Origin of the sequence: Thiofilum flexile DSM 14609 (genome assembly GCF_000380185.1) — a bacterium.
Taxonomy (GTDB): domain Bacteria; phylum Pseudomonadota; class Gammaproteobacteria; order Thiotrichales; family Thiotrichaceae; genus Thiofilum; species Thiofilum flexile.
Window position 1 is genome coordinate 35,748 of record NZ_KB904746.1, and the last position, 24,858, is coordinate 60,605.

A 24,858-nucleotide genomic window follows, 5' to 3' on the forward strand; every position below is an offset into this window, starting at 1 on the left:
CTAAGGTATTTGGGCTGACTTGCTTACCAAAGCACTCATTAAATATTTTGATATATAAGCTATCAATTTTATAAAATATCGCTAACTATAAAGTTAGTACAGAGATTAAGCTAAGCCCTATTAACGAATCAGTCATTTAAAATAAGTTATTTATATTACCCATCAGAAATACTTAATTTACTTCTCTATTACAAAAGTAAAATTTTACTTTTTCCAAACGCTACTTTTCCATTAATGGTACTAACCTTACCTCCTATCCTTTAGCAATTGTGCAAATATTTAGACCTCTTTATTAATTAGCTATCAGGAATACTGTCATCCCAGCAGTACTTAAATCTAGCAAAATAAGGAAGACACTTTATGAGCACTATTAATACAACTCGTATCAATATCCCCCGTACTAACCCTACTACCGTAGCGGCTAGTAATAATGCGGCGACTAATCGCACGAGATCAACTACAACAGCCCCTATACCTACCACACTGAGCACACCCGTTCAGAACATTACCCAACAAACCACGGCTCAAGTAGGACAACTCACACCGACTCCCGTTGTACCCATCCGGCCTACCACCACTACAGGCGCTACAGGTTTCACTAGTAGTACTTCTGTACCCGTTGTACCCGGATCTGTTGGTATAGTAGGGCCTGGTGTTGTTTGGTCCACTGGCCCTGCTACTGCAGCCGAGGCACGCCAACAGCTCAGTGATGCACGGACACGTTGGGCAAACAAAGGGATTACTAATTACTCGTTAAGCCTCAATAATTTTAGTGAAGCCATAGGTACAGGAGGAAGTGCAACCGTCGATGTTATCAATGGGCAAGCTGTGAGTGCTTCTAATCCTTATTCAACGGTGCCTGTCGATACCGCCCTAGCCAAGTTGACCGTTAATGACCTATTCGACCTAGCCGAGAAAGCGATTAATGCGGGGAATTTCTCCAATCTCTATTTTGATGATCGTGGTATTCCTACCAATATTCGTATTGGTGATAAACAATATTCTGCGTATTTACAATCTATTATCATACCTGCGACCGCTGGTAATGATACCGTCACTATTGCGACCCCTAGTTATCAGAACCCTACCACAGGAGAGATGATTTTTAATCCTTCAGATAGCAAAACCTATTGGGGTGGTGAAGGGCAAGATACTGCCGTCTTTTCAGGTAAACTCAGCGATTACTCTATACAGACCCAATCGGATGGATCGATTATAGTAGCCCCCTTCAATGGTCAACCTGCCACGATTAAAGGCTTTGAAACGCTGCGTTTTGCTGATACCAGCATGACCAAAGAGCAGCTCACTGATCCCGCTCAAATGCTCAATTACCGCCGTCAACAATGGCAGTCACAGGGGTTGAATAACTATTCGCTCATTGTCTCAAAATCAACTGGTTCTGAGCCATCATCCATCTCTAGCACTACGCCCATCCCGATATTAGCGACAAACTTTCAAACCGCTCAGCTCGATATTGTCAATGGACGGGTATTAAATGCTAATGCGATGGAGAACAGTAATAACAACACTCCACTTAGCCCTGATTTGGCGAATATGACCGTTGATAACCTATTTGATATGGCACAACAAGCCATTAATCGGGGTGAGAAGGTTGATATTCAGTATGATTATAGAGGTATCCCTAATAGTGTGCGGATAGGTAGCACACACTATAGTGCACATATTCAATCCAAAATTGTAGCGGGCACCACAGGGGATGATAATTTCACTGCTCAATTCACCTCCTATCCTAGTACTATGATGCCCTATACAGAACTAGGAGAAACTCGCTATGTAGGGAATAGCGGCAATGACACTTTAAAGATTAATGGGCGTTTACAGGATTTTTATGTCTCTCAATCTCCTGCTCAAAACGGCTCATTTAATATTTTTAGCTCGACTAACAATGCTTTCCCCGTCTCTACTAGTAGCATAGAGCGTTTACAATTTAATGACGTGAGTATTGATAGCGCTCAATATAAATCGCAAATACTCAATTATTATCAACAACAATGGAATAATGCGCCTTTAAAAGACTATACCTTAGAGCTGACTAAAAACACCTCTGACCCAGTTAGTGCTTGGTCGTCCTCTTATCATGTTCCTGATTACAGTCGCACTATTATTGAGGTGAAAAATGGGCAAGTGGCCTCGGTAACAGCCAAAGATATGCAGGGCAATACCGCTACACCTGATCCTGAATTTGCCAACTTTACCGTGGATAAACTCTTTAGCTTAGCCCAACAAAGCATAGCCGCTAATGATAAAGCGGAAATTTTCTATAGCTCACGCAGACCCTACCCGCAATCGATTCAGACCACTGATAATAATGGTAAATCCACCTATTACAGTGCTCAAGTGAAAGTGGCGGGTGAGCCAGAAGAGATGAATGCTATCGCTTATGGTACGATAACAATAGGTGGAGGTGGTGCTATACCTACACCAGTAACACCCCCCACCGTTGCGGTGCCACCACGGGGTAATACAACGACTCCCACAACAGGCACAACGACCTCTGGTAGTACACCTACTCCAGTCAGTACCACCACAGGCCATACTAACTCGGCTTCTAATACAGCTAATGCCAATCGCCCTAAAATCGATCCGCAGGTATTAACTCGTTTATTAACCGCACTGATTCAATTGATTAAAAATATGCAAGCTAATAATCAAACCAATACCGCGCATAATAATGCAGCGAATAATAACGCCGCTCAACGTATCCGTAATTAACCTACCTTTTGCAGCTCAAATACTTAGCAAGGTATTTGGGCTGCTTATTTCATCAATCAAACCAACTAAATAAGTAATGATTTTAAAAAACATTCAATTGATAAAATACTTAGCTTGAAACTAGTATTTTTTATTCTTCATTAAAAATTTTTAATTAACCCTTCTCTGAAAAAAGTAAAATTTTACTTTTTTCAAAGGCTCATTTTCCATTAATGGCTATAACCTTACCTCCTATCCTTTAGTAATTGTGCAAGCATTTAGACTTCCTTATTAATTTAATATTTCGAGTGCAGTGATCCCAAGGTACTTAAGCTAGCAAAATAAGGTAGATATTTTATGAGCACTATTAATACAACCCGCCTCAATATCCCCCGTCCCCATCCAACTATTGTGGGGTCTCCTACTAACTCGCTGACTAATCGGTCTAGCCCCACTCCGAGTGCAACAATACCCGCCACACTGAGCACACCCGTCCAAAATATTAGCCAGCAAACTACCGCTCAAGTGCATCTACCTGTGTCAGGATATACCGGAGGTATCTTTGTACCAGGCTCCATAGGTCCAGGTGGTGGAACGTTAACTCCAACACAGGCACGCCAACAGCTCAGTGATGCACGTACTCGTTGGGCTAACCAAGGCCTCAATAGCTACACTTTAGCCCTCTCTACCGGATCGCTAGGTGATGAAACACTAGTGGATGTGGTTAATGGGCAAGTGGTTCATGCCGCTAATCGTTACACCGCTGACCCGGCTAACTCCACTTTAGCCCAACTCACAGTCAGTGACTTATTCGATTTAGCTGAGCAAGCGATTAATGAGGGGATGGGTTCTAGTCTGCGTTTTAGCGAACGGGGTATTCCTAGTAGTATTCGCGTTGGAGATAAGCACTATTCTGGTTATATAGAATCGGTTATTACGCCTGCCACGGCGGGCAATGATACGGTTGTTATCGCTACACCTTTGCCTGCGCCTATCTCTACTACAGCCCCTAGACCTTTCACGATTTCTATGGAGGAAATAGCCTACGGGAATAAAACGTACTGGGGAGGTGCAGGGCAAGATACCGCCGTCTTTGCAGGGAAATTGAGCGACTATTTCGTACAAACGCCACCGAATGGAGAGATTAAAGTCACACCCGCTAGCGAGTATGCGGCACTTCAGCCAGTGACTATTAAAGACTTTGAAGTCTTTCAATTTGCTGACATTAGCTTAAGCAAAGAGCAACTCAAGAATCCTGCAGCAACACTCGATTACCGTCGCCAACAATGGCAAGCTCAAGGCCTGAATAATTATTCGTTATCGGTTGAAAAATTCACTGATCCCAACCAAGTACCCAGAACAATAACCGCCTCCCCTGCCATGTGGGCAGATTACCAATCCGCACAACTCGATATCCTCAATGGGCGAGTGGTGCAGGCTAGTGGGACTAAGGATAATTCTACACTCAGCCCAGAGCTGGCTAATCTCACCATTGATGCTCTATTTGACTTAGCTCAGCAAGCTATTAATCGAGGGGAAAAGGTTGAGATTAACTATAATGCTAAAGGGATTCCAGCCAGTATTCTTATAGGAACCACACAATACCGTATTACTATGCAATCAGACATTATTGCAGGTAGCACTAGGGATGATCATTTTACGGCTCAATTCGCCACTGATCCTTCACTTCCCACAGGTACTATGAGCAATATGAAATCTACTCGTTATATAGGTGACACGGGCAATGACACTTTAACGATTAATGGACGCTTACGCGATTTTAATGTCACGCAGCCCTTGCCTAGTCATACAGGCTCATTTGATATTCAGCGCTCTAGTGGTGGCTCCTATCCCGTTTCCACCAGTGGCATAGAACACTTGCAATTTAGCGATGCCACTATTGAGGCTGCTGAACTCAAGCCTCAGATCCTCAATTACTATCAAAAACAATGGAATAACTTCGCCCCACAAGATTACATCTTAGACGTCATTAAATTTAATGATCAAGGCGTTTACCCTTATCGCAATGATACTCAAGCCTCTATTGAGGTTAAAAATGGGCAAATTGCCTCGGTGAGCGCAAAAGATATGCGCGGCAATGCCACCACACCCGATCCTGAGTTAGCCAATCTGACGGCTGATAAGCTGTTCACCTTAGCACAGCAGATGCTCACTGATAATCCTAAAACTGAGATTACCTATAACCGAGATAGGGGATACCCCGGCTTTATTCAACTCTCCGCTAATAACAGCCGTAGTGGATATAGTGCTCATTTGCGGCTACCAGGGGAGCCAGAAATACCTCAGGGGAGAACCAGTATAGGTGTAGGAAGTGTAAATATAACAGACACTGGAATCACTCCTTACAGCGGTGTTACCCCTGCCACTATAAGCCCTACTAGCGGGACTACCCCACTAACTCCAGCTACAATAGGCCATAGCAACACTAGCCCATCAACAGCGCAAAACACGGGGCGGATTCAAATCGATCCGCAGGTATTAACCCGTGTCTTAACCGTGCTAAGACAATTGATCAACACTATGCAAGCCAATCATTCATCCTCTGCTCAAGCTACACGATGAGCAGGACAACTTATTGTATATTAAGGAAAATTTATTATGAGTGCTATTAATTCTAGTCGTCTAACAGCCACACCATCCACCACTCGTGCGACAACTGCAACACCGGCTCGAAGCCTGACCCCAACACCCTTTGCAACCTCTAGCACACTTGCGCCAGTGACTAATCTCACCCAACAAACGACCTCTCAAATTAATATGGGTGGTACATCCTCTATCTCTTCCTCTGCCTCTGCCCCAGGCCCTGTACCTAATCAAGAAATCATTACGACTCAGGGGACTGAGGGGGATGATGTATTGCAGGCTAATGTGAGTACAACACAGGCAGCTACTCCTCCTAGGGGTTATCATGGCATTTATGGCAAAGGCGGAACGGATACTCTAGTTTTCCCCAAACGCTTGGCGGATTATCAAGTCAGTATCCCCGAACTCACAGCGGACCCCATCACTGGCACCCTTAGTCGCTCAGATGAAATCACCATTACCGACCGCAACACCAGCTCAATGACGGCCTCTCAACCCCCTCGCACGATTAGGGGCATTGAGCGTTTTCAATTTTCTGATGTGACTTTAGATAAAGCCGCACTCATTGATCCACTACAAGAACTCAAGTATTACAAACAACTCTGGGCGCGTGAGGGTAGCGATAACTATATCATACGCCTTTCACGTAATAGTCAGGGGATGCAATCCACCACTGTCTTAAATGGGGTTACGCATATTACACCAGAATCCTCTAGTGGCATGGCGGTAGTCGAAGTACAAAATGGTCAAGTTGTCTCTGCTTCACTCAATCAACTAGTAGGACATGCAGGCGTAGTACAGGGTACTTCTCCCGACCAAACCGTTGATCCACAATTAGCTAAATTTACAGTGGACTCTCTCTTTGACCTGATTGAGCGCTCCATAGCCGAAGGTAAAACAGTAAAGGTTCAATACAGTCCCGAAGGATTACCACGCGGTATCTACATTGGCAACGTTGCTAGAATTAACTACTTTGCCGATTTACTCTCAACCATCGTTCCGGCGACAGAGGGGGATGATAAAGTCAAGATAACCGTCAAACCCTCCTCCTATCTTTTTAGCCCTAACATAATAGGCTCTAATGACCCCAACTATATCAATACAGCCTATCGAGCAGGGGCAGGACAAGATACCGCCATACTCCCCGGAAAACTCAGTGATTATTATATTCGCCAAGTATTTAATGATGACAGCACCGTAGCGATTCGCCCCTACAAAGGGCAGCCTATTACGGCTAAAGACTTTGAAACCTTCCAATTTGATGATGTGACACTGACTAAAGCACAGCTTTTAGACCCCGCACAAACGCTAGACTATCATCGTCAGCAATGGCAAAACCAAGGCATCAATAGCTATTCGATGTACCTTAGTAAAGATAGCAGTGGCACCGGACAAAATCGGACTATGGTTCAATCCAATGTGGTCAATGGTCAGGTTAAGGAAGCGGTGGCATATGGTCCTAATACGACTACCAACTCCCAACCTGATGCTGAATTAGCTCAACTTACCATTGATAAGCTTTTTGATTTAGCAAAAGCCGCCGCTAATCGCGGGGAAAAGGTTGATGTTTACTACGATAGCCGGAGTATTCCGACACAATTTTTTATAGGTAATACCAGCTATATGATTAGCATCCCATCACTAGACAGCACAATGACACTCACCCCACCCAGTGCTCCTATTCCCATACCACAGCCAGTGACTACCACTACCCCCTCAACACGCCCAGAGAGACCCACGAATACAACTGAAACGATCCGACTCGACCAGCAAACATTAATCCGCTTATTAGTGGCACTCGTGCAATTACTGCAAACGATGAAAGCCCGTACCTAACCATCCCTTATAGCCCAAACGTTTACTCTAAAAACGTTTGGGTTTCATTATCGAGTCCGCAAACCGGATACCAGCCTTGTGACTTAGCTTTATACTAGAGGCATGAATACCCCTCCTCGAATGAAGTATTGCGAATGTATCAAGCCCTTAGGCCCAGCGATCTCCCTAAATTTTAAGTGGTTTTTTGCAAAAACCTCTTTATGGCATCACATTGGTATCAATATAGTTTGTGTATGAATGTAGCAAGGGTACATGGAGCCAATTTTTCACCCACGGTCAGGCTGCACCGCATACTGGCACGGTCTGTCTGGCATCATTTAATAGGCCAGAGGAGAATGAAAATGCTTAAGAAAGCGATAGCCCTAGTTCTCTTATTTTTAATGTCTGCTGTTTTCAATATCAGTTCCGCCGCCGAAATCACCGGCATAGGGGGCAAGTGCCTTGATGTGACTGATAATAGAACAGCCAATGATACACCGATCATTCTTTGGCAGTGTCATGGCGGCGCGAACCAAAGCTGGCAATTTGTGAATGGAACTGTCCGAGGAGCGGGAGGTAAATGTCTGGATGTGCAGAGTTTCAAAACTGCTAATGGAACACCGATTATTCTTTGGACTTGTCACGGAAGAGCCAACCAGCGTTGGTCGCTTGTGAATGGAACTCTCAGAGGGATTGGAGGCAAGTGTCTTGATGTGAGCACGGCTAATGGAAAATCAATCATTCTTTGGGAATGCCACGGAGGCGCTAATCAGCGCTGGCAGGTTCGGTAGATTCTGCATCAACGTATGGGCATACAACGACATAAGCTCAACCTATCAGATAGGTTGAGCTATTAAGTACTTCAGACTTATTTAGTGTAATTAAAGGCAGGCATTTTCTCTAATAATTGTTTTGTTGCCCCATCTAATACAATTTTATCACCTTGCATTTGGAAGAATTTAACCGGAATAGCAACTCGATGCTCACCCATTCCTAAAAATCCACCCACTTCTAAAACCGCATAAGAAAGAGCAGTATCAGGGGCAATAATTAAATCTTCAACTTCACCCACTTTATCATCTTTCTCATTTACCACTTTTTTATCTAGCAATGACTTTTTAACACTCCAACCATTCACCACATTCACAAACTCGGTCACAGACACCCCTGTCAATGAAGCACCCGCTACCGGTGGGGTCGTAGCAGCCGGTGCGGCTTCCGCTGAAGCAGCCTCTGCTGGAGCGACATCTACGGCTGCCGTTGCTGGAGTGGCCTCTGCTGTAGCAGCAGGGGTTTCATCTGCTGCAGTAGAGACTTGAACCAAACTAGTTGCCGCGAATAAAACAGCGCTCAATGCTAAAACAAAACGATAACTCATTGATAAACTCCTTTTATCAAAAATAGTTTAATTAACTTAATACTCTCCTTTTTCCATATCACACTCTTGCGTTTTTATATTGATAGTGGAGTCGTGAATGGCGGGGGATTTATGGCGTGAGAGATAAAAATAACCCCTAACAGCCCACCCCTATTCAAGTATAGAAGAGGGTTTATACTTTTTATGGAAAAAATGATCACTGTTAAACCTTTCGCAAAAATCGTAAGTGCTCAGGTATAGGATGCCCCAAAAGCAACTTGCCCACGCTCCACACAATACGCCATCATACTCACCTCTTTTCTGGGTGTTACTGACTATGGCTGTTGATTATTCTGAATTACGGACTATTTTGGATTTTATTCGCTGGGGAGCTAGTCGCTTTCGTGAGGCAGAACTCACCTTTGCGCATGGTATGGCTTCCCCTATTGATGAGGCGGCCTATTTGGTATTACATACCCTGCACCTACCGATTGATACCCCCTCACTGTACTTCCCTAGCACATTAACCTCTGTCGAGCGTGAGGCGGTGGCTGCCATTATTGAGGAGCGCATTAGTACCCGCAAACCAGCGGCGTATTTAACCCAAGAAGCTTGGTTTGCAGGCTTACCATTTTATGTAGATGAGCGTGTATTAGTGCCACGCTCACCTTTAGCCGAATGGATTGAAAAGCAATTTATACCGTGGCTTGATCCTGATCAGGTTACGCGCGTACTCGATCTATGTACGGGTAGCGGCTGCATTGGGATTGCCTGCTCCTATGCCTTCCCGAATGCGGAAGTAGATCTTAGTGATATTTCTTCAGATGCTTTAGCTGTGGCTCATATCAATATTGAGCGACATGGGATGGAGGGGCATGTGGCGGCTATCGAGTCTAATCTATTTGCCCAGTTACAAGGGCAACGTTACGACCTGATTATTAGTAATCCTCCTTATGTCGATGCGGAAGATATGGCAGTGCTTACACCGGAGTTTCAACATGAGCCAGCGTTGGGTTTAGCGGCGGGTGAGGATGGTTTGGAGATTGTGCATACCATTTTAGCCGAAGCGAGCCAACATTTAACTGAGCAAGGCATTTTGGTGGTTGAAGTGGGCAATAGCCAAGCCGCTTTAATAAATGCTTATCCCGATTTAGACTTTCATTGGTTAGAATTTGAACGTGGGGGTGGTGGAATATTTTTACTCACTGCGGAGCAATTAACTCATTATTTTTCCTCATAGTAAGGTGCTTTATAGACACATCTAGGTATTTTATTGGGGAGATTAGGTGTGTATAAACTTTAATCAATCGCTATACTTCTGCTCATTCCACTCTACACTCAATAAAATTTACGTGTAATGTAATGATGCAATGAATGCTTTAACTCAGGAACGGAGTACTTCTATATGACCGATACTAACCTGCAACGGATTGACGCTAAATTAGCTGAGTTTGCTCGCGACCCGATTGCTTTTATGAATACCCTCCCCCAGAAAATGGATGGTGATGGTAATCCTATTTTGGCACCTAGTTTATTTGATGCGGCAGCCATTGAAGCAGAAGACTATGTCAATGCCCGTGATACCCTACGCGCGGGTTTCTTACACGTTAATGATACTAGCCGTGCGCCTATTGCCTCGCATGATCGCCCCGAAAACTTAGTCGACTCAGTGCGCTATACCTCACTTCAAGCCATTGCAGACGCCAACCTGAGCAAAGGTCGCTTAAAAGAATCACCTTGGTCAGATGATTACTGGGCGATTTATAAGGGGATATTAGCGTGGCGTTATGCCGATCCTAATTTCCCAGAATCTACCGACTGGGATAAAAACCGCCAGTATAGTGTAAATAACCCAGCTAGCACGATTTTAGCCAGCGGTAATGCGAATGCGATTGATCTGCTTTCACCGGCTGAAAAATATGATGCCTTAGTCGGCGATACCACCTTTAGTTTAACTCAATACATGTGGCGCTCCGGGCGTAGCTATTATGAGCAATATGGCAAAGTAGAAACATGGATGGGAATTTGCCACGGTTGGGCACCCGCCGCTTTTATGCTGGCACGCCCCCAAAACGCCATTACGGTCAAAGCCCCCAATGGGGTTAATCTCAATTTTTACCCTGCCGATATTAAAGCTCTCGCCTCCTTATTATGGGCGAATGCTGCGGGAGATACGCGCTTTATTGGTGGACGTTGTAATGATAAAGATCCAGCAAAAGATCCTATTACCGGACGCTCTATCTCGTCTGACTGTTTTGATACGAATCCGGGGACTTGGCATTTAGCGGTTGTCAATCAGATAGGGGTTGCTCAACGTAGTTTTGTGTTGGATGTGACCTATGACTATGAAGTCTGGAATCAACCCTGCTTTAGCTACGAATATCGTTATTTCAATCCTCAAACCAATAAGAGCACGAATGTACTCTCTGACGCCATTGTAAAACTCACTGATTTTACACAGGATAAATTTAAAAAATATCGCAGCAGCAAAGCCACCCATTTGGTTGGGGTAGCCATGACGGTCAGCTATGTGGTGGAAACCAAACCCACTCATCGTGAAACCGATCAACCCCGCTTTGATGTGATTCAGTCGGTAGAGTATTTATATGATCTCGAACTAGACAGCAGCGGAAATATTATTGGTGGTGAGTGGTATCAAAACCGTCATCCTGACTTTTTATGGACAGCTCCGGTAAAAAGCCGCTCGACCACCACCTTTGACCGCCAAGCCACGGGAGAATGGGATACCGATCAAGTGATTCCGGCGACATGGCGAGCAGCGGCTAAGGCAGCCTCTCAATCTCAGGGTGCGCCTTTAGCAGCGATTGTGGAGCATTTAATTCGTTTTTCTAATGCTAGTATTCAACAGCCCACACCCGCGCCAACGCCTGTACCAAGTCCGGTTCCTAATCCAACCCCAACACCTGTTCCTGCTCCCGTACCGAATCCTACACCGCGCCCCGCGCCAACACCCACCCCTAGCCCAACTTCTAGTGGCTCATGGTTGATGGATTTCTTACGGCGCTTATTCGGACGCTAGGCATTAACTCATGCTTTATCATTAAGGCAGCTATTAGGCTGCTTTAATGAGATTCGCCATACTAGGCTCTCCATAACACTCAAACCCCAGCCACTCATTACCTTTTTGTCCGGCTACCACCCAAATGGTTTTCCGCGCTTCAAATACCGCTGCCCCTACCTCCTTATCCGCCGCTAAGGCTTGATAAAAACTGCGTAACCATATCTTACTCGCCTGTGGTATGAGCTTTTGTCGATTGACTACTAAAGTCTGCGCCCCTGCCTGCAACCACGCATAAATTAAAGGCGGTAGTAATACCTCTAATTCAGCCGTTTCATTGCTAAGCTCTAAGATAACTAAACTAGGTGCCTGACGTATTTGAGCAATATCACTCAGGCTCATAACCAACTCTTGAGACACAGCTAAGTAAGGTTGCTTAGCAGAACCTCCCACATGCCCCGTCCAATGCAGCATCGAGTAATCACCTGTATGTAAAGCACAAAAAATCTTTTCGGTGGCTTCTAGGCTTAGCTCATGGGCTACCCAATCATCCGGTAAGATATTACGCACGGTAAGCGCTTGCTCACTCTCGCCTATAGCCAGTAAACCTTGCTCCTTATTTACAGGCTCACCATCATGCCTAGGTATATCTATTAACTGCCGCACCACAGCGACTTGCAGCCCCAAAGCTAAGCTATTCGCCTCTTGTAAACGCTCCCACTGTACGCTCAAAGTACTTTGATCAAGCTGCACAATCACATTACTACCACTCAACCACTGGGCGCGAGCTGAGGTGGGTAATAAGCTCAAAGTAGGTAAGACTCGCTCCACGCCACTAGGCACGCGTGGCAAAGCACTAGCACTTAAATCCCAGCGCATCCACCAGCCTTGATTATTACTTGGCGGTTTAGTCACAGGGGTAGTACTCGGTAATTGCTGCAAATATTCAGCTAAAACAAATTCACTGGCATACTCGGCTTGCTTGGTTAATTTAAACAATAGATCACTGGCCTCTAAGGCACGCCATGGATCAATTTCAATGATTTCTATTTGCCAACGATGGGGTAATTGCTGCTCTTGTAAACGCTGACTCGCCGCACGAATACCTAGTAATAAACTACTCAGTACTTGCTCTAAGGTCAGCGTCGGCGCTTGAGCACCAATTAATAAAGTGCTTAATTGCCAAACTTGCTCTGTATTGGGTAATACCTCTGGATGGCGGGTGTAACGTAATAATCCTTGCGCATAGGTGCTGGCTAGCTCATGAGCATCTAATTGCCCCGCCGCCCCTAACCCTAACACTAAAGCCCCACAGGGTTTCAAGGAGCGGTCGATTACTAGGGTGCTGCTGCCTACGCTGCCCGCATAAATGCCTAATTGCTGCCATTGAGTGAGTTGCCCTTTGAGGCATTGATCGAGTATTGCCTCTGCCCCACTAATCACATCCTGCTGATAATGTCCTACCGCTACCGGATAAATACTCGTGCTAAGACTGCCTAAGCGTAGATAAATCTCACCCCGTAGAGTGGGCAGTAATCTAGCATCAAGAGTATGAGTAATTGGAGCGAGGGTGGGAGTATTTGCTAATGGCTCTAGCGCTGAGGGATCGGAGGTGGTGGTAGTGGGTATATCATTAGCGGTATGCTCTATCCTAGGTATAGTGGTTTCACTCGGATTAAGCGATATTTCATTTATTGGCACGCTATCGGGCACTATAGTAGTCTTGGGTTTGAGCCACTGACTGATACGTTGCCATAGCGTATCCATCCATGCATTAACTTGCATCTCGTTTACCCTTTTGTATTAAACGCCGCTCGCGAAAAAAGGCTTGTAATTGTGCGGCACATTGTTCTTGCATAAGCCCCCCTTGCACACTGATGCGATGATTATGTGCTTCATTTGGAATCAGTTGAAAAACCGATCCCGCTGCCCCCGTTTTAGGGTCAAATGCACCAAATACCACCCGCTCTACACGGGCATGAATCAAGGCACCCGCACACATCACACAAGGTTCTAAAGTGACATAAAGTGTAGTATAGGGGAGGCGATAATTTTGCCGTACTAAGCCTGCTGCACGTAATGCTACCATTTCAGCATGAGCACTCGGATCATGAGTACTGATGACTTGATTAAACCCGGTAGCTAGCAGTTGATTATCCGCTACCAATACCGCCCCGACGGGAACCTCACCTTGCGCTTGAGCCTGAGATGCCAGCTCATAGGCTAACTGCATCCAGCTCAAATCCTGCTCAAGCATGCGGCACTCCACAGACCCTACACTGCGGATTTTTAGGTAATACAATACTATGCCATTCCATAGCAAGTGCATCTAATAATAAAACACGCCCCACCAATCCCTTACCCGCGCCCGTGAGTAGCTTAATGACCTCTAAGGCTTGGGTACTACCAATCATACCCAGCAAAGGAGAGATAACCCCATTCACACTACAAGCCTGCTCAACCTCAGTGAGTTCACCATAAAAACAATGATAACAAGGGCTATCCGGCTTACGACTATCAAATACACTCACCTGCCCCTCCCAACGAATCGCAGCCCCCGAAACCAAAGGTTTTTGCGTCTGTACACAAGCACGATTAATCAAAAAGCGCGTGCTGAGATTATCGGTACAGTCCACCACAATATCAGCCTGTTGCGCTAACTGGATTAAGCCCTCTTCACTCAAAGCACGCGGAATCAGCTCTAGCTCCACCGTAGGATTTAAGGCCGTGAGTTGAATCGCGGCGGACTCGACCTTAAACATGCCAATACGCTCGGTGGTATGCACAATCTGACGTTGTAAATTAGTTAGCTCCACCTGATCGGGGTCGACCAAGATCAACCGCCCAATACCACTACTGGCTAAATACATCGAAACCACTGAACCTAAGCCACCTAAGCCAATAATAATCACAGTGGCTTTAAGCAATGCTTGTTGCCCTTTAATGTCAATTTGCGGCAGCATAATCTGGCGACTATAGCGCAGTAACTCTTCATCAGCACTCAGGCTATCAGCAGTAGGTAAATCGTGTGGCATGGCTAATCATCTACGTTAAAAGGTTAAGGAATACGATCATAGTACGCATCTTAATGGACTATTTTAACGCATCGCACAACAATAGGATGATTTTTATAGGTGGGAAATGAAGTCCCTTGTGAAAGTAGTAGCCCCCCTCTCGATCTCCCCCTTTGCAGAGGGAGAAGTCAAACTAGCCCCTCACCTCACTAGGAAGAAGCTCCCTCACCTACTAAGGAGAGAGCCGGGGTGGGGTCTAAATGCTTATTAGTTAACTTTAGGCGTTAACGCGCCTGAAGCATAACGCTTAAACATCGTTTCCAAAGAGACAGGCTTAATTTTAGAGGCCTGACCTGCACTACCAAAGGCTTCGTAACGTGCCTTACAAATCTCTTTCATGGCCTGAGTAGAGACTTTTAGGTATTTACGCGGGTCAAAATTTTTACGATCTTCCGCCAGCATACGTCGTATAGACCCAGTGGAAGCCATGCGTAAATCGGTATCAATATTGACCTTACGCACTCCATACTTAATGCCTTCGACAATTTCGTCGACTGGCACGCCATAGGTTTGCCCCATATCGCCGCCATAGTTATTAATAATTTCAAGCCACTCTTGGGGGACTGAAGAGGAGCCATGCATCACTAAATGTACACTAGGAATACGTTCGTGAATTTCTTTAACCCGATCAATGCGGAGTACTTTACCAGTTGGCTTTTGGGTGAATTTATAAGCCCCATGTGAAGTACCAATGGCAATGGCTAAAGCATCGACTCCGGTTTTTTTCACAAAATCAGCCGCTTCTTCGGGATCAGTTAACAGCATAGAATGATCCAGTTGCCCCTCAGCCCCATGACCATCCTCTTCTCCCATCATACCCGTCTCTAATGAGCCTAGGCAGCCTAGTTCCCCCTCCACCGACACGCCACAGGCATGGGCTAACTCCACCACCTTTCTAGTTACTTCGACATTATAGTCATAACTCGAAGGTGTCTTAGCATCCGCCATTAAAGAACCGTCCATCATCACAGACGAAAAGCCCGACTGAATAGAACGGAAACAAACCGCAGGCTCTGCACCATGATCCTGATGCATACACAAAGGAATATGTGGATACATTTCCATCGCCGCTAAGATCAAATGGCGCAGAAAAGGCTCGCCTGCATAAGAGCGTGCCCCTGCTGACCCTTGCAGAATAACGGGTGAATTGGTTTCATCCGCCGCCTGCATAATGGCCTGTACCTGCTCCATATTATTCACATTAAAGGCTGGCATACCGTAGCCATGCTCAGCCGCATGGTCTAGCAACTGACGCAATGAAATTAATGCCATGACGTGTCTCCTCAGACTAGTAGAGTATTAAACCTAGCTCATTGGAGTTTTAGCCATTCTCGTGCTCTCCAACGCGTAAAATTTTCAACTGATTAGTGCCACCTTGAGCACCCATTAAATCGCCTTTCGTGACAATGACTGCATCGCCATTATCGACCACACCCTGCTCGACTAAGAAGTCAACAGACTGGCGATTCGCAATCTTAGGATCAGTCACTGGCTCACGAGTTAACACGGGATAAACCCCACGATATAAACTCACCCGCCGTGCTGCTCGCTCATTGGTGGTAATAGCATAAATCGGAATCCCCGAACTAATGCGCGACATCCATAATGCAGTCGAACCGGATTCTGTTAAGGCCGCAATGGCACGGACATTCATATGGTTCGCGATATACATGGTCGCCATGGCAATCGCCTCATCTACCCGTCCGAATTGGTCATCCATACGATGCCCAGAGATGCGTACTTGCATGGATTGCTCGGCTTCCTCACAAATATTTGCCATCGTTGCTACGACTTTAGCAGGATGCTTACCCGTTGCGGTTTCACCTGAAAGCATGACCGCATCCGTGCCATCAAACACTGCATTAGCTACGTCGAATACTTCCGCCCGTGTCGGGATTGGGTTTTCGATCATGGTTTCCATCATCTGGGTTGCCGTAATGACCGCCCGATTTAAGGCACGTGCGCGGCTAATCAGATTCTTTTGTGTCAAAGGTAGCTTGGCATCACCAATCTCGACCCCTAAATCACCCCGCGCCACCATAATGGCATCCGAGGCAATAATAATGTCATCTAAGTCCGGTTGCTCAACCGCTTCAGCACGCTCAATTTTAGCCACTAAGGCTGCATTACTACGTGCTGCACGTAATAATTCTCGTGCTTCCATCATATCGGCGGCTGAACGTGGGAAAGAAACCGCGACAAAGTCCACCCCAATCATGGCAGCCGTTTTAATATCTTCTTTGTCTTTATCGGTTAGCGCCGCTGCGGATAAACCACCACCCCGACGATTCAGACCTTTATTATTAGAAAGTGGGCCGTCTGTAAGTACTTCAGTATAAATTTCTTTGCCTTTGACTTCTTTGACTAAGAGCACCATACGCCCATCATCAAGCCATAGCTCATCACCTGAAGTCACATCATAAATCAGCTCTTTATACCCTAAGCCTACACGCTCTTGTGTACCTGCCTTAGAGTCAAGTGCCGCATCTAGAATAAAACTATCACCACGCTTTAAATAAATTTTACTATCCACAAAGCGAGCAATACGTAGTTTAGGTCCCTGCAAGTCACCTAAAATACCGACTGTGCGCCCTGCGCGTTTTGCTGCGTCACGAATCATTTCCGCCCGCTTCAAATGGTCTTCTGGTTCGCCATGCGAAAAATTAAGACGCACTACATCCACACCGGCTCTTACAATCGCTTCAATCGTTTCAGGCGTATCGGTAGCTGGGCCTAACGTTGCCACAATTTTGGTTCTTCTCACAATTTCTTCCTAACAATGATGGTGGTAATCGAAGTAAGCCATGGTAACCATTGCTTACTTGGTATGTATCTTTACTCTTAGTATTCAGACTTTAGTTGTAAACTAAATTAGCTTTTAGCCCGCTTTTCTAACATCTCAACCGCAGGTAATACTTTGCCCTCTAGGTACTCTAAAAAGGCACCGCCTGCTGTAGAGATATAAGAAATATTGTCGTAAATGTCATATTTTTGAATCGCGGCAATGGTATCGCCCCCACCTGCTAGCGTGAAGGCTGGTGTTTCAGCAATCGCCAGTGCTAGCGTTTTAGTACCAGCGCCAAACTGTTCAAACTCAAATACACCTACGGGGCCATTCCAGACCACAGTGCCCGCCTTCATAATCATATCGGCCAGCACTTGAGCCGAGTCGGGGCCAATATCAAAAATCATGTCATCGTCTGCGACATCTTTAACATCTTTTAAAACGGCGGGTTCATTCGGGTCAAACTTTTTACCTACTACCACATCCGTTGGTAAGGGAATAGTCGCACCTCGTGCAGACATTTTTTCCATTAGCGCTTTTGCCGTAGGAATTAAATCTTTTTCAGCTAAAGACTGGCCGATATTATAACCTGCAGCAGCCAAGAAGGTATTAGCAATCCCGCCACCGACCACTAACTGATCTACTTTTTCAGCCAATGACTCTAGTACGGTTAATTTAGTAGAGACTTTAGAACCCCCCACAATCGCCATCATCGGGCGTGCAGGATTCGCTAAGGCTTTGGCTAGCGCATCTAACTCTTCGGTCATTAACATACCCGCCGCCGCAACCGGGGCAAACATACCCACACCATAGGTGGAGGCCTCCGCACGATGCGCTGTACCAAAAGCATCCATCACGAATACATCACATAATGCCGCATATTTTTTGGCAGTATCGTCGTTATTTTTCTTTTCGCCTTTATTAATGCGGCAATTTTCTAAAATGACGAGTTCCCCATCCGCTACGTCAAAACCACCATTCACCCAATCTTTAATCAGGCGCACCGGCTTACCTAAGCGAGCGGCAATATCATCAGCCACCGGCTTTAAGGAGGACTCTTCGGTCCACTCACCTTCGGTGGGACGCCCTAAGTGCGAGGTAACCATCACTTTTGCACCCGCCTTTAAAGCGTGCTCAATCGTAGGCATTGAGGCGGTAATCCGCGCATCAGAAGTTACTTTACCCTCAGCAACGGGAACATTGAGATCGGCACGAATAAACACCCGTTTACCCTTTAAATCCAGATCCGTCATTTTAATAAAAGAAGCCATTACACTACTCCGCGGTCAAATGAGTTAAGCATAAGGGCAAACCTAGACTCGCCCTTACTGAGCTATATCTCTAATAAAAAGTAAGTGTGCATCTCCTCCGCAGTCGCTGTAAATACATCCCTGTACGCTACAAGGCAGCGTCCTTGCCGCCAAGACTGCTCCAGAAATACCCACTTACTTCTTAGTTAGTTTTTTGCGACATGCTCAACGAAACGTAGCATATTGCAGGTATAACCATATTCATTGTCATACCAAGCCACTACTTTCACGAACGTGTCATCTAAAGCAATACCCGCATCCGCATCAAAGGTAGAAGGCGCTGTATGCCCTACGAAATCAGTAGAGACTACTTTCTCTTCGGTATAACCCAACACACCTTTTAACTCACCTTCAGAAGCTGCTTTCATCGCGGCACAAATAGCTTCGTAGGTCGCTGGTTTAGTTAATTCAACGGTTAAATCCACGACAGATACGTCAGATGTTGGAACACGGAAAGCCATACCGGTGAGCTTTTTATTTAACTCAGGCAGTACTTTACCGACCGCTTTAGCCGCACCGGTGGAGGAGGGAATAATATTTTCTAAAATACCACGGCCACCGCGCCAATCTTTATTTGAAGGGCCATCGACGGTTTTTTGAGTCGCTGTTGCCGCGTGTACGGTAGTCATTAAACCGCGTTTAATACCCCAGTTATCATGTAGTACTTTGGCAACTGGCGCTAAGCAATTGGTGGTGCAAGACGCGGCTGAAACAATCGCTTGACCGGCATAGGATTTATGATTCACACCATACACAAACATCGGCGTATCATCTTTAGAAGGTGCTGACTGCACTACTTTCTTAGCACCGGCTTGAATATGCTTTTGGCATGTTTCTTGAGTTAAGAATAAGCCTGTACATTCAATCACTAAATCCGCACCAATTTCATTCCATTTTAAATTGGCAGGATCTTTTTCTGCCGTGAGGCGAATGGTTTTACCATTAACAATGAGGTTTGTGCCCTCAACAGCAATATCACCTTTAAAACGACCGTGTACAGAATCGTATTTCAGCATATAAGCTAAATAATCAGGTTCTAATAGGTCATTAATACCGACGACCTGAAGCTCAGGAAAGTCCTGAGTAATCGCACGTAAAACCATACGTCCAATACGGCCGAAACCATTAATACCAACTTTAACTGCCATACTTATCTCTCCTAGATAAAAAACTGTGTGCTAGCCTTTCAATGGCTAGTGTGCGTGCGCTGTCAAGCATAACCCTAATGGTTCATAGTTGCATCATTTGCCACCATGAACCCTCATTCTAATTTTACCGGACTGTTAACTCAAAACACGTTTTACGGCGGCGACTACATTATCAACCGTAAACCCAAAGTATTTAAATAACTCACTCGCAGGAGCCGATTCGCCAAAACGATCCATACCCACCACTTCGCCATTTAAACCAACATATTTATACCAACCCGCACTCACAGCGGCTTCAACCGCGACGCGTGCTGTTACTGCTTTGGGTAACACGGATTCTTTATATTCGGCGGATTGCGCATCAAAGATATTAGTGGATGGCATAGACACCACGCGTACTTTACGGTCGGTCATTTGCGCCGCCGCTTTCATGGCTAAATCCACCTCTGACCCAGTCGCAATAATAATGGCATCTGGCGTACCCTCGGTATCCTTCAACACATAGCCACCTTTGGCGATATTGGCGATTTGCTCTGGGGTACGGGTTTGGAACGCTAGATTTTGGCGGGTAAAGATCAAGCAGGACGGCATGGTTTCAGACTCAATAGCAGCCTTCCACGCCACAATACTTTCCACCCCATCACAAGGACGCCAGACCTGCATATTGGGGATCATGCGTAGAGTGGGGATTTGCTCAACCGCTTGGTGGGTAGGGCCATCTTCACCTAAACCGATAGAGTCATGGGTGTAAACAAAAATCGAGCGGATTTTCATTAAAGCCGCCATGCGTAAGGCATTGCGTGCATACTCGGAGAACATTAAGAAGGTAGCACCATAGGGAATAAAGCCGCCATGCAAAGTCACACCATTCATAATGGCACTCATCCCAAACTCACGCACCCCGTAGGAAATATAGTTACCACTAAAATTCTGCTCAGGGCCATGAGTCGAGTTAATCGCTTTACTGACCTTATTAAAGGTATTGTTAGAAGGCGATAAATCCGCCGAACCGCCTAAAAACTCAGGCAATAAAGGCGCAAATTGGTCTAAGGCATTTTTAGAGGCTACACGAGTAGCGGGTGATTCAGCTTTAGCATTAATAGTTGCTATCGCAGCTTGTGAAGCTTCAGCCCAATTAGCGGGTAACTCGCCCTTCATACGACGTTGAAACTCAGCCGCTTCGGTAGGGTACTCTGCGGCATAGGCTGCAAAGGTTTTATTCCACTCTGACTCTAGCGCTTGGCCCTTTTCTTTAGCATCCCAACCTAAATAAACTTCTGCCGGAATCACAAAAGGCTCATAAGGCCAGTGCATCGCTTCACGCGCAGCAGCAATTTCTGCAGCCCCTAAGGGTGCGCCATGCACATCATGCCCACCTTGTTTATTCGGAGCGCCTTTACCAATGATGGTTTTGCAGCAAATTAGGCTGGGGCGTTCGGTTTCAGCTTGCGCTTGTTCAATGGCTTGTTTGATAGCATCTGGGTTATGACCATCGACATTAGCCACCACATGCCAACCATAGGCTTCAAAACGTTTCGGTGTATTATCCGCAAACCAGCCGATTACATCGCCATCAATCGAGATACCATTGTCATCATAGAACGCGATTAATTTACCTAATTTTAAAGTCCCTGCTAGTGAACACGCCTCATGAGAAATACCTTCCATGAGGCAACCATCACCTAAGAATACATAGGTGTAATGATCAACAATAGTGTGATTGGGTTTATTGAATTGAGCAGCTAATACTTTCTCAGCCAACGCCATACCGACCGCATTTGCAATACCTTGACCTAAGGGGCCGGTAGTGGTTTCAATGCCGGGCGCATAGCCATACTCAGGATGACCGGGGGTTTTAGAGTGGAGTTGACGGAAGGCTTTAAGATCATCAAGCGTCAGATCATAGCCGGTTAAATGCAGTACCGAGTAAGGCAGCATGGAGCCATGCCCATTGGACATGACAAACCGATCTCGATTCGCCCACTTAGGATTGGTCGGATTGTGGTGCATGAAATCGTTGTAGAGCACTTCGGCAATATCCGCCATACCCATAGGAGCACCGGGATGGCCTGAGTTTGCTTTTTGCACAGCATCCATTGCTAATACACGAATAGCATTAGCCAACTGTTGGCGGGTGGTCATAACAGAACTCCTTAAAATACAAATAATCGCAACTCAATGAAACATGCTGATAACACCTATAGCAGGGGTTATGAGGATGCATCATCAGACTTAGCCTTGTGTTGAATGGTGTACCGTGGCGCTAAGGGTGCCTATTATACCTAAGGATCATCGGTGTACTAACCTCTGATTGTGTATTGCATAGAAAGAGTGAGAAACACTTACCCGTTTGGAGGGTTCACAGTGGGCTAGGTGCAGCATAGCAAAGTAAGGTCTGATCTGGGATAGAGACCTTACTTTATACCGAAAAACCAGGCAGGGGTGAACTTAAAACTTAGTACTTTGCCTAACAGCAGCTTTTAACCTATCCCCCACTCGATTAAAAGCCTCAAGGATTTCATCAAATACCTCATAACCTGCAAAAGCAGCCCATAATGGCTCAGGGTAATAAGATCAGAGTTGTATAGAATACCACTACGAGTAACAACCTTAACCATAGTCACTATGTTACTATCATTTAGCTATTTTACTAAACTAATGCACCTACCATGGAAAAAGAATATCTTTCAGTCGCTGAGGTTGCTGATATGCTTTCAGTCTCCAAAGAAACCCTAAGGCGCTGGGATAAAAGTGGCAAACTTACCCCTCTACGTCATCCTATGAACAACTATCGGGTCTACCATCGCAGTCAGTTAGAGGTTTTTGAGCAAGCTCAACTCATGAAGAACTCTGCTTGGGAAGCGGAATATATTACCCAACCTTTACGTTCTTACACCTCTATAGAGTTATTTGCAGGTGCAGGGGGCCTAGGTCTAGGCTTAGAAAAAGCGGGCTTTGAGTCTGTTTTATTAAATGAAATTGATAAAACAGCTTGTGCAACACTTACTAAAAATCGCCCACATTGGAATGTGAAAAATAGCAGTATTACTGAGCTAGATTTTACTGAGTACCATAATAAAGTAGATTTAGTTTCTGGTGGTTTTCCCTGTCAGGCCTTCTCCTATGCAGGTAAAAAACTAGGCTTTGAAGATGTCAGGGGTACATTATTTTATGAGTTTGCTAGGTGTGTTAAGGAAGTTAATCCACCTGTATTTCTAGCTGAAAATGTTAGAGGGTTATTAAAGCATGATAATGGTAAAACGCTAGAGGCTATTAAAAGTATTATTGATGAACTAGGCTATGAGCTTATTGAGCCTAAAGTACTAAAGGCTATTTTTTATCAAGTACCACAAAAACGTGAACGCCTATTTCTAATTGGCATTAGAAAAGACTTAAAGCATTTTATTGACTCTTATCAATGGCCTGCCCCTTATAAACGCATACTTACCTTACGCGATGCTCTAAAAACAGGAATGCTTTATGATACTGATGCTCCAGAGTCTAAAGGCCAATCCTATCCTAAGCGCAAAAAAGAAATTATGGATTTAGTCCCACCCGGCGGCTATTGGCGTGATTTACCTCTAGAGATTCAAAAAGAGTATATGCTAAAAAGCTTTTATTTAGGTGGGGGTAAAACAGGAATGGCAAGACGCTTATCATGGGATGAACCGAGTTTAACACTCACCTGTGCGCCTGCCCAAAAACAAACTGAGCGCTGTCACCCTGAATTTACCCGACCACTGACCACTCGTGAATATGCACGGATTCAAACATTTCCTGATACTTGGGAGTTTGCCGGTACACCCACGAATATTTATAAACAAATTGGTAATGCCGTTCCGGTAAATTTAGCTTATGCCATGGCTCGTAGCTTAGTTAGATTATTTAATATCATTGAGCTAAATCAGCCTTTAGCTATACCTGTAAAAAGTGCAAATGATGACTTGATTTCTGATCAGCTTTCCTTAGCTTTATAGCCTTATTTACTTTTAAGGCTAGATAACATACGCCAAAATTTTTGTACTTTTGGCGTAGCTGAACTGGGTAAGTTTGTCTCATAATAGCGCTATTCATCCCTCTCAGAGATATACAATGAGCAACAAACTAAAAGTATTTATTGACGGACAACACGGCACCACTGGGTTACAAATCAGAGATAAATTAGAGCACCACAATCATGTGCAAGTGATTGAAATTGCAACCGAAGCACGTAAAGATATCAATGCGCGTAAAGCCTTGATGAATGAGGCTGACATTGTCTTTTTATGCTTACCGGATGCAGCCTCTAAGGAAATTGCGGCGGATCTGTATCACATGGATACCCGCGTGATTGATGCGAGTTCGGCGCATCGGGTGGATGAAAAATGGGTCTATGGTCTGCCTGAACTGCGTAAAGAACAACGTGCTCGAATTAAAAATGCTAAATATGTCTCGAATCCGGGCTGCTATGCCACAGGAGCCACGTTGCTACTAAACCCTTTAAGTGAGCAGGGTTTATTGGGCGATAATACCGCGATTCATATTAATGGTTATTCTGGCTATTCCGGTGGCGGTACTGCCATGATTAATACCTATGAATCGGGTGATACACCGCCTGCCTTAGCTTTATATGGTTTAGATTTCCAACATAAGCATATTGCTGAGATTATTAAACATAGCGGTCTTAAACGCCGCCCAAGCTTTATTCCTAGTGTAGTGCCGATTCGTCAAGGCATGATTGTATTAGTCGCCTTTGATAAAACTGAATTAAATAGCACGACTAAAGACATTAAACAGCTGTATCAAGCTAAATATCAGGGCGAACAGTTTGTACAAGTGAGAGAGCATGATCTTGAACAAGATAAATTTCTCAATATCTCGAATTTAGGTGGCTCTAATAACTGTGAGATTTATGTGTTTGAATCTGCTGATCAATCTCAAGTATTAGCAGTTGCCCGCTTAGATAATCTCGGCAAAGGTGCGAGTAGCGCTGCTATTCAAAATATGAATATTATGCTGGGGTTAGAGGAGTCATTAGGTATTTCCCAATAACTA

Annotated in this window: 17 protein-coding genes; 8 read left to right on the forward strand and 9 right to left on the reverse strand. The window is 45.1% G+C overall.

Annotation, left to right across the window (positions count from 1 at the left end; all coding sequences use genetic code 11):
* Positions 1-360 precede the first annotated feature (360 nt).
* The 4 genes from A3IK_RS0100155 to A3IK_RS18045 all read left to right on the forward strand — a co-directional run bounded on the left by A3IK_RS0100155 (position 361) and on the right by A3IK_RS18045 (position 7,922).
* A complete protein-coding gene (locus tag A3IK_RS0100155) occupies positions 361-2,733 on the forward strand; it encodes a DUF6174 domain-containing protein (RefSeq protein ID WP_020557926.1) in 2,373 nt (790 codons plus the stop codon).
* Positions 2,734-3,069: 336 nt separating this feature from the next.
* Positions 3,070-5,295, forward strand: a complete 2,226-nt coding sequence (locus A3IK_RS0100160) for a DUF6174 domain-containing protein (RefSeq protein ID WP_020557927.1) — start codon at positions 3,070-3,072, stop codon at positions 5,293-5,295.
* A 36-nt stretch (positions 5,296-5,331) separates the two neighbouring features.
* Positions 5,332-7,152, forward strand: a complete 1,821-nt coding sequence (locus A3IK_RS0100165; protein ID WP_020557928.1) for a DUF6174 domain-containing protein — start codon at positions 5,332-5,334, stop codon at positions 7,150-7,152.
* A 341-nt stretch (positions 7,153-7,493) separates the two neighbouring features.
* Positions 7,494-7,922 (forward strand): RICIN domain-containing protein, encoded by a 429-nt coding sequence (locus tag A3IK_RS18045; RefSeq protein WP_020557929.1) that lies wholly within the window; start codon positions 7,494-7,496, stop codon positions 7,920-7,922.
* Between the two features lie 77 nt (positions 7,923-7,999).
* Here A3IK_RS18045 and A3IK_RS18050 read toward each other — a convergent pair whose 3' ends face one another.
* Positions 8,000-8,509 (reverse strand): PRC-barrel domain-containing protein, encoded by a 510-nt coding sequence (locus A3IK_RS18050; RefSeq protein ID WP_020557930.1) that lies wholly within the window; start codon positions 8,507-8,509, stop codon positions 8,000-8,002.
* Between the two features lie 316 nt (positions 8,510-8,825).
* Here A3IK_RS18050 and prmB point away from each other — a divergent pair, with 316 nt between their 5' ends.
* A complete protein-coding gene (prmB, locus tag A3IK_RS0100180) occupies positions 8,826-9,728 on the forward strand; it encodes a 50S ribosomal protein L3 N(5)-glutamine methyltransferase (RefSeq protein WP_020557931.1) in 903 nt (300 codons plus the stop codon).
* 165 nt (positions 9,729-9,893) lie between these two features.
* Entirely contained in the window at positions 9,894-11,528 is a 1,635-nt protein-coding gene (locus tag A3IK_RS0100185) for a hypothetical protein (protein ID WP_020557932.1), read from the forward strand.
* Positions 11,529-11,561: 33 nt separating this feature from the next.
* Here the strand turns inward: A3IK_RS0100185 and A3IK_RS0100190 are convergent, their stop codons facing one another.
* The 8 genes from A3IK_RS0100190 to tkt form a co-directional block, all read right to left on the reverse strand.
* Positions 11,562-13,292, reverse strand: coding sequence for a CHAT domain-containing protein (locus tag A3IK_RS0100190; protein ID WP_020557933.1), 1,731 nt, complete (start codon positions 13,290-13,292; stop codon positions 11,562-11,564).
* A complete protein-coding gene (tadA, locus tag A3IK_RS0100195) occupies positions 13,282-13,764 on the reverse strand; it encodes a tRNA adenosine(34) deaminase TadA (RefSeq protein WP_020557934.1) in 483 nt (160 codons plus the stop codon). The genes A3IK_RS0100190 and tadA overlap by 11 nt, the downstream gene beginning before the upstream one ends.
* Positions 13,757-14,542 (reverse strand): HesA/MoeB/ThiF family protein, encoded by a 786-nt coding sequence (locus tag A3IK_RS0100200; RefSeq protein ID WP_020557935.1) that lies wholly within the window; start codon positions 14,540-14,542, stop codon positions 13,757-13,759. The genes tadA and A3IK_RS0100200 overlap by 8 nt, the downstream gene beginning before the upstream one ends.
* 246 nt (positions 14,543-14,788) lie before the next feature.
* Positions 14,789-15,853 carry a class II fructose-bisphosphate aldolase gene (gene fba / locus A3IK_RS0100210; RefSeq protein ID WP_020557937.1) on the reverse strand — a complete coding sequence of 355 codons (1,065 nt, stop codon included), beginning with the start codon at positions 15,851-15,853 and terminating at the stop codon, positions 14,789-14,791.
* A gap of 49 nt (positions 15,854-15,902) precedes the next feature.
* Positions 15,903-17,345, reverse strand: coding sequence for a pyruvate kinase (pyk, locus tag A3IK_RS0100215; protein WP_020557938.1), 1,443 nt, complete (start codon positions 17,343-17,345; stop codon positions 15,903-15,905).
* 107 nt (positions 17,346-17,452) lie between these two features.
* Positions 17,453-18,637 carry a phosphoglycerate kinase gene (locus A3IK_RS0100220; protein WP_020557939.1) on the reverse strand — a complete coding sequence of 395 codons (1,185 nt, stop codon included), beginning with the start codon at positions 18,635-18,637 and terminating at the stop codon, positions 17,453-17,455.
* Between the two features lie 185 nt (positions 18,638-18,822).
* Positions 18,823-19,824: a type I glyceraldehyde-3-phosphate dehydrogenase gene (gap, locus tag A3IK_RS0100225; protein ID WP_020557940.1), complete on the reverse strand. Its 1,002-nt coding sequence runs from the start codon at positions 19,822-19,824 to the stop codon at positions 18,823-18,825.
* Positions 19,825-19,959: 135 nt separating this feature from the next.
* The gene (gene tkt, locus A3IK_RS0100230; protein WP_020557941.1) at positions 19,960-21,966 is read right to left on the reverse strand and encodes a transketolase; all 2,007 of its coding nucleotides are present in this window, start codon (positions 21,964-21,966) and stop codon (positions 19,960-19,962) included.
* Between the two features lie 527 nt (positions 21,967-22,493).
* On the opposite strand from tkt, the gene A3IK_RS18055 reads away from it, so the two are divergent.
* Both A3IK_RS18055 and argC read left to right on the forward strand, forming a co-directional pair.
* A complete protein-coding gene (locus tag A3IK_RS18055; protein WP_020557942.1) occupies positions 22,494-23,801 on the forward strand; it encodes a DNA cytosine methyltransferase in 1,308 nt (435 codons plus the stop codon).
* Between the two features lie 115 nt (positions 23,802-23,916).
* Positions 23,917-24,855: an N-acetyl-gamma-glutamyl-phosphate reductase gene (gene argC / locus A3IK_RS0100245; RefSeq protein WP_020557943.1), complete on the forward strand. Its 939-nt coding sequence runs from the start codon at positions 23,917-23,919 to the stop codon at positions 24,853-24,855.
* Positions 24,856-24,858 lie beyond the last annotated feature (3 nt).

Bases quoted from the DNA above. Each gene is read 5' to 3' on its own strand.
- A3IK_RS0100155 (WP_020557926.1), top strand. From the start codon at position 361: ATGAGCACTATTAATACAACTCGTATCAATATCCCCCGTACTAACCCT.
- A3IK_RS0100160 (WP_020557927.1), top strand. From the start codon at position 3,070: ATGAGCACTATTAATACAACCCGCCTCAATATCCCCCGTCCCCATCCA.
- A3IK_RS0100165 (WP_020557928.1), top strand. From the start codon at position 5,332: ATGAGTGCTATTAATTCTAGTCGTCTAACAGCCACACCATCCACCACT.
- A3IK_RS18045 (WP_020557929.1), top strand. From the start codon at position 7,494: ATGCTTAAGAAAGCGATAGCCCTAGTTCTCTTATTTTTAATGTCTGCT.
- A3IK_RS18050 (WP_020557930.1), bottom strand. From the start codon at position 8,509: ATGAGTTATCGTTTTGTTTTAGCATTGAGCGCTGTTTTATTCGCGGCA.
- prmB (WP_020557931.1), top strand. From the start codon at position 8,826: ATGGCTGTTGATTATTCTGAATTACGGACTATTTTGGATTTTATTCGC.
- A3IK_RS0100185 (WP_020557932.1), top strand. From the start codon at position 9,894: ATGACCGATACTAACCTGCAACGGATTGACGCTAAATTAGCTGAGTTT.
- A3IK_RS0100190 (WP_020557933.1), bottom strand. From the start codon at position 13,292: ATGCAAGTTAATGCATGGATGGATACGCTATGGCAACGTATCAGTCAG.
- tadA (WP_020557934.1), bottom strand. From the start codon at position 13,764: ATGCTTGAGCAGGATTTGAGCTGGATGCAGTTAGCCTATGAGCTGGCA.
- A3IK_RS0100200 (WP_020557935.1), bottom strand. From the start codon at position 14,542: ATGCCACACGATTTACCTACTGCTGATAGCCTGAGTGCTGATGAAGAG.
- fba (WP_020557937.1), bottom strand. From the start codon at position 15,853: ATGGCATTAATTTCATTGCGTCAGTTGCTAGACCATGCGGCTGAGCAT.
- A3IK_RS0100220 (WP_020557939.1), bottom strand. From the start codon at position 18,637: ATGGCTTCTTTTATTAAAATGACGGATCTGGATTTAAAGGGTAAACGG.
- gap (WP_020557940.1), bottom strand. From the start codon at position 19,824: ATGGCAGTTAAAGTTGGTATTAATGGTTTCGGCCGTATTGGACGTATG.
- tkt (WP_020557941.1), bottom strand. From the start codon at position 21,966: ATGACCACCCGCCAACAGTTGGCTAATGCTATTCGTGTATTAGCAATG.
- A3IK_RS18055 (WP_020557942.1), top strand. From the start codon at position 22,494: ATGGAAAAAGAATATCTTTCAGTCGCTGAGGTTGCTGATATGCTTTCA.
- argC (WP_020557943.1), top strand. From the start codon at position 23,917: ATGAGCAACAAACTAAAAGTATTTATTGACGGACAACACGGCACCACT.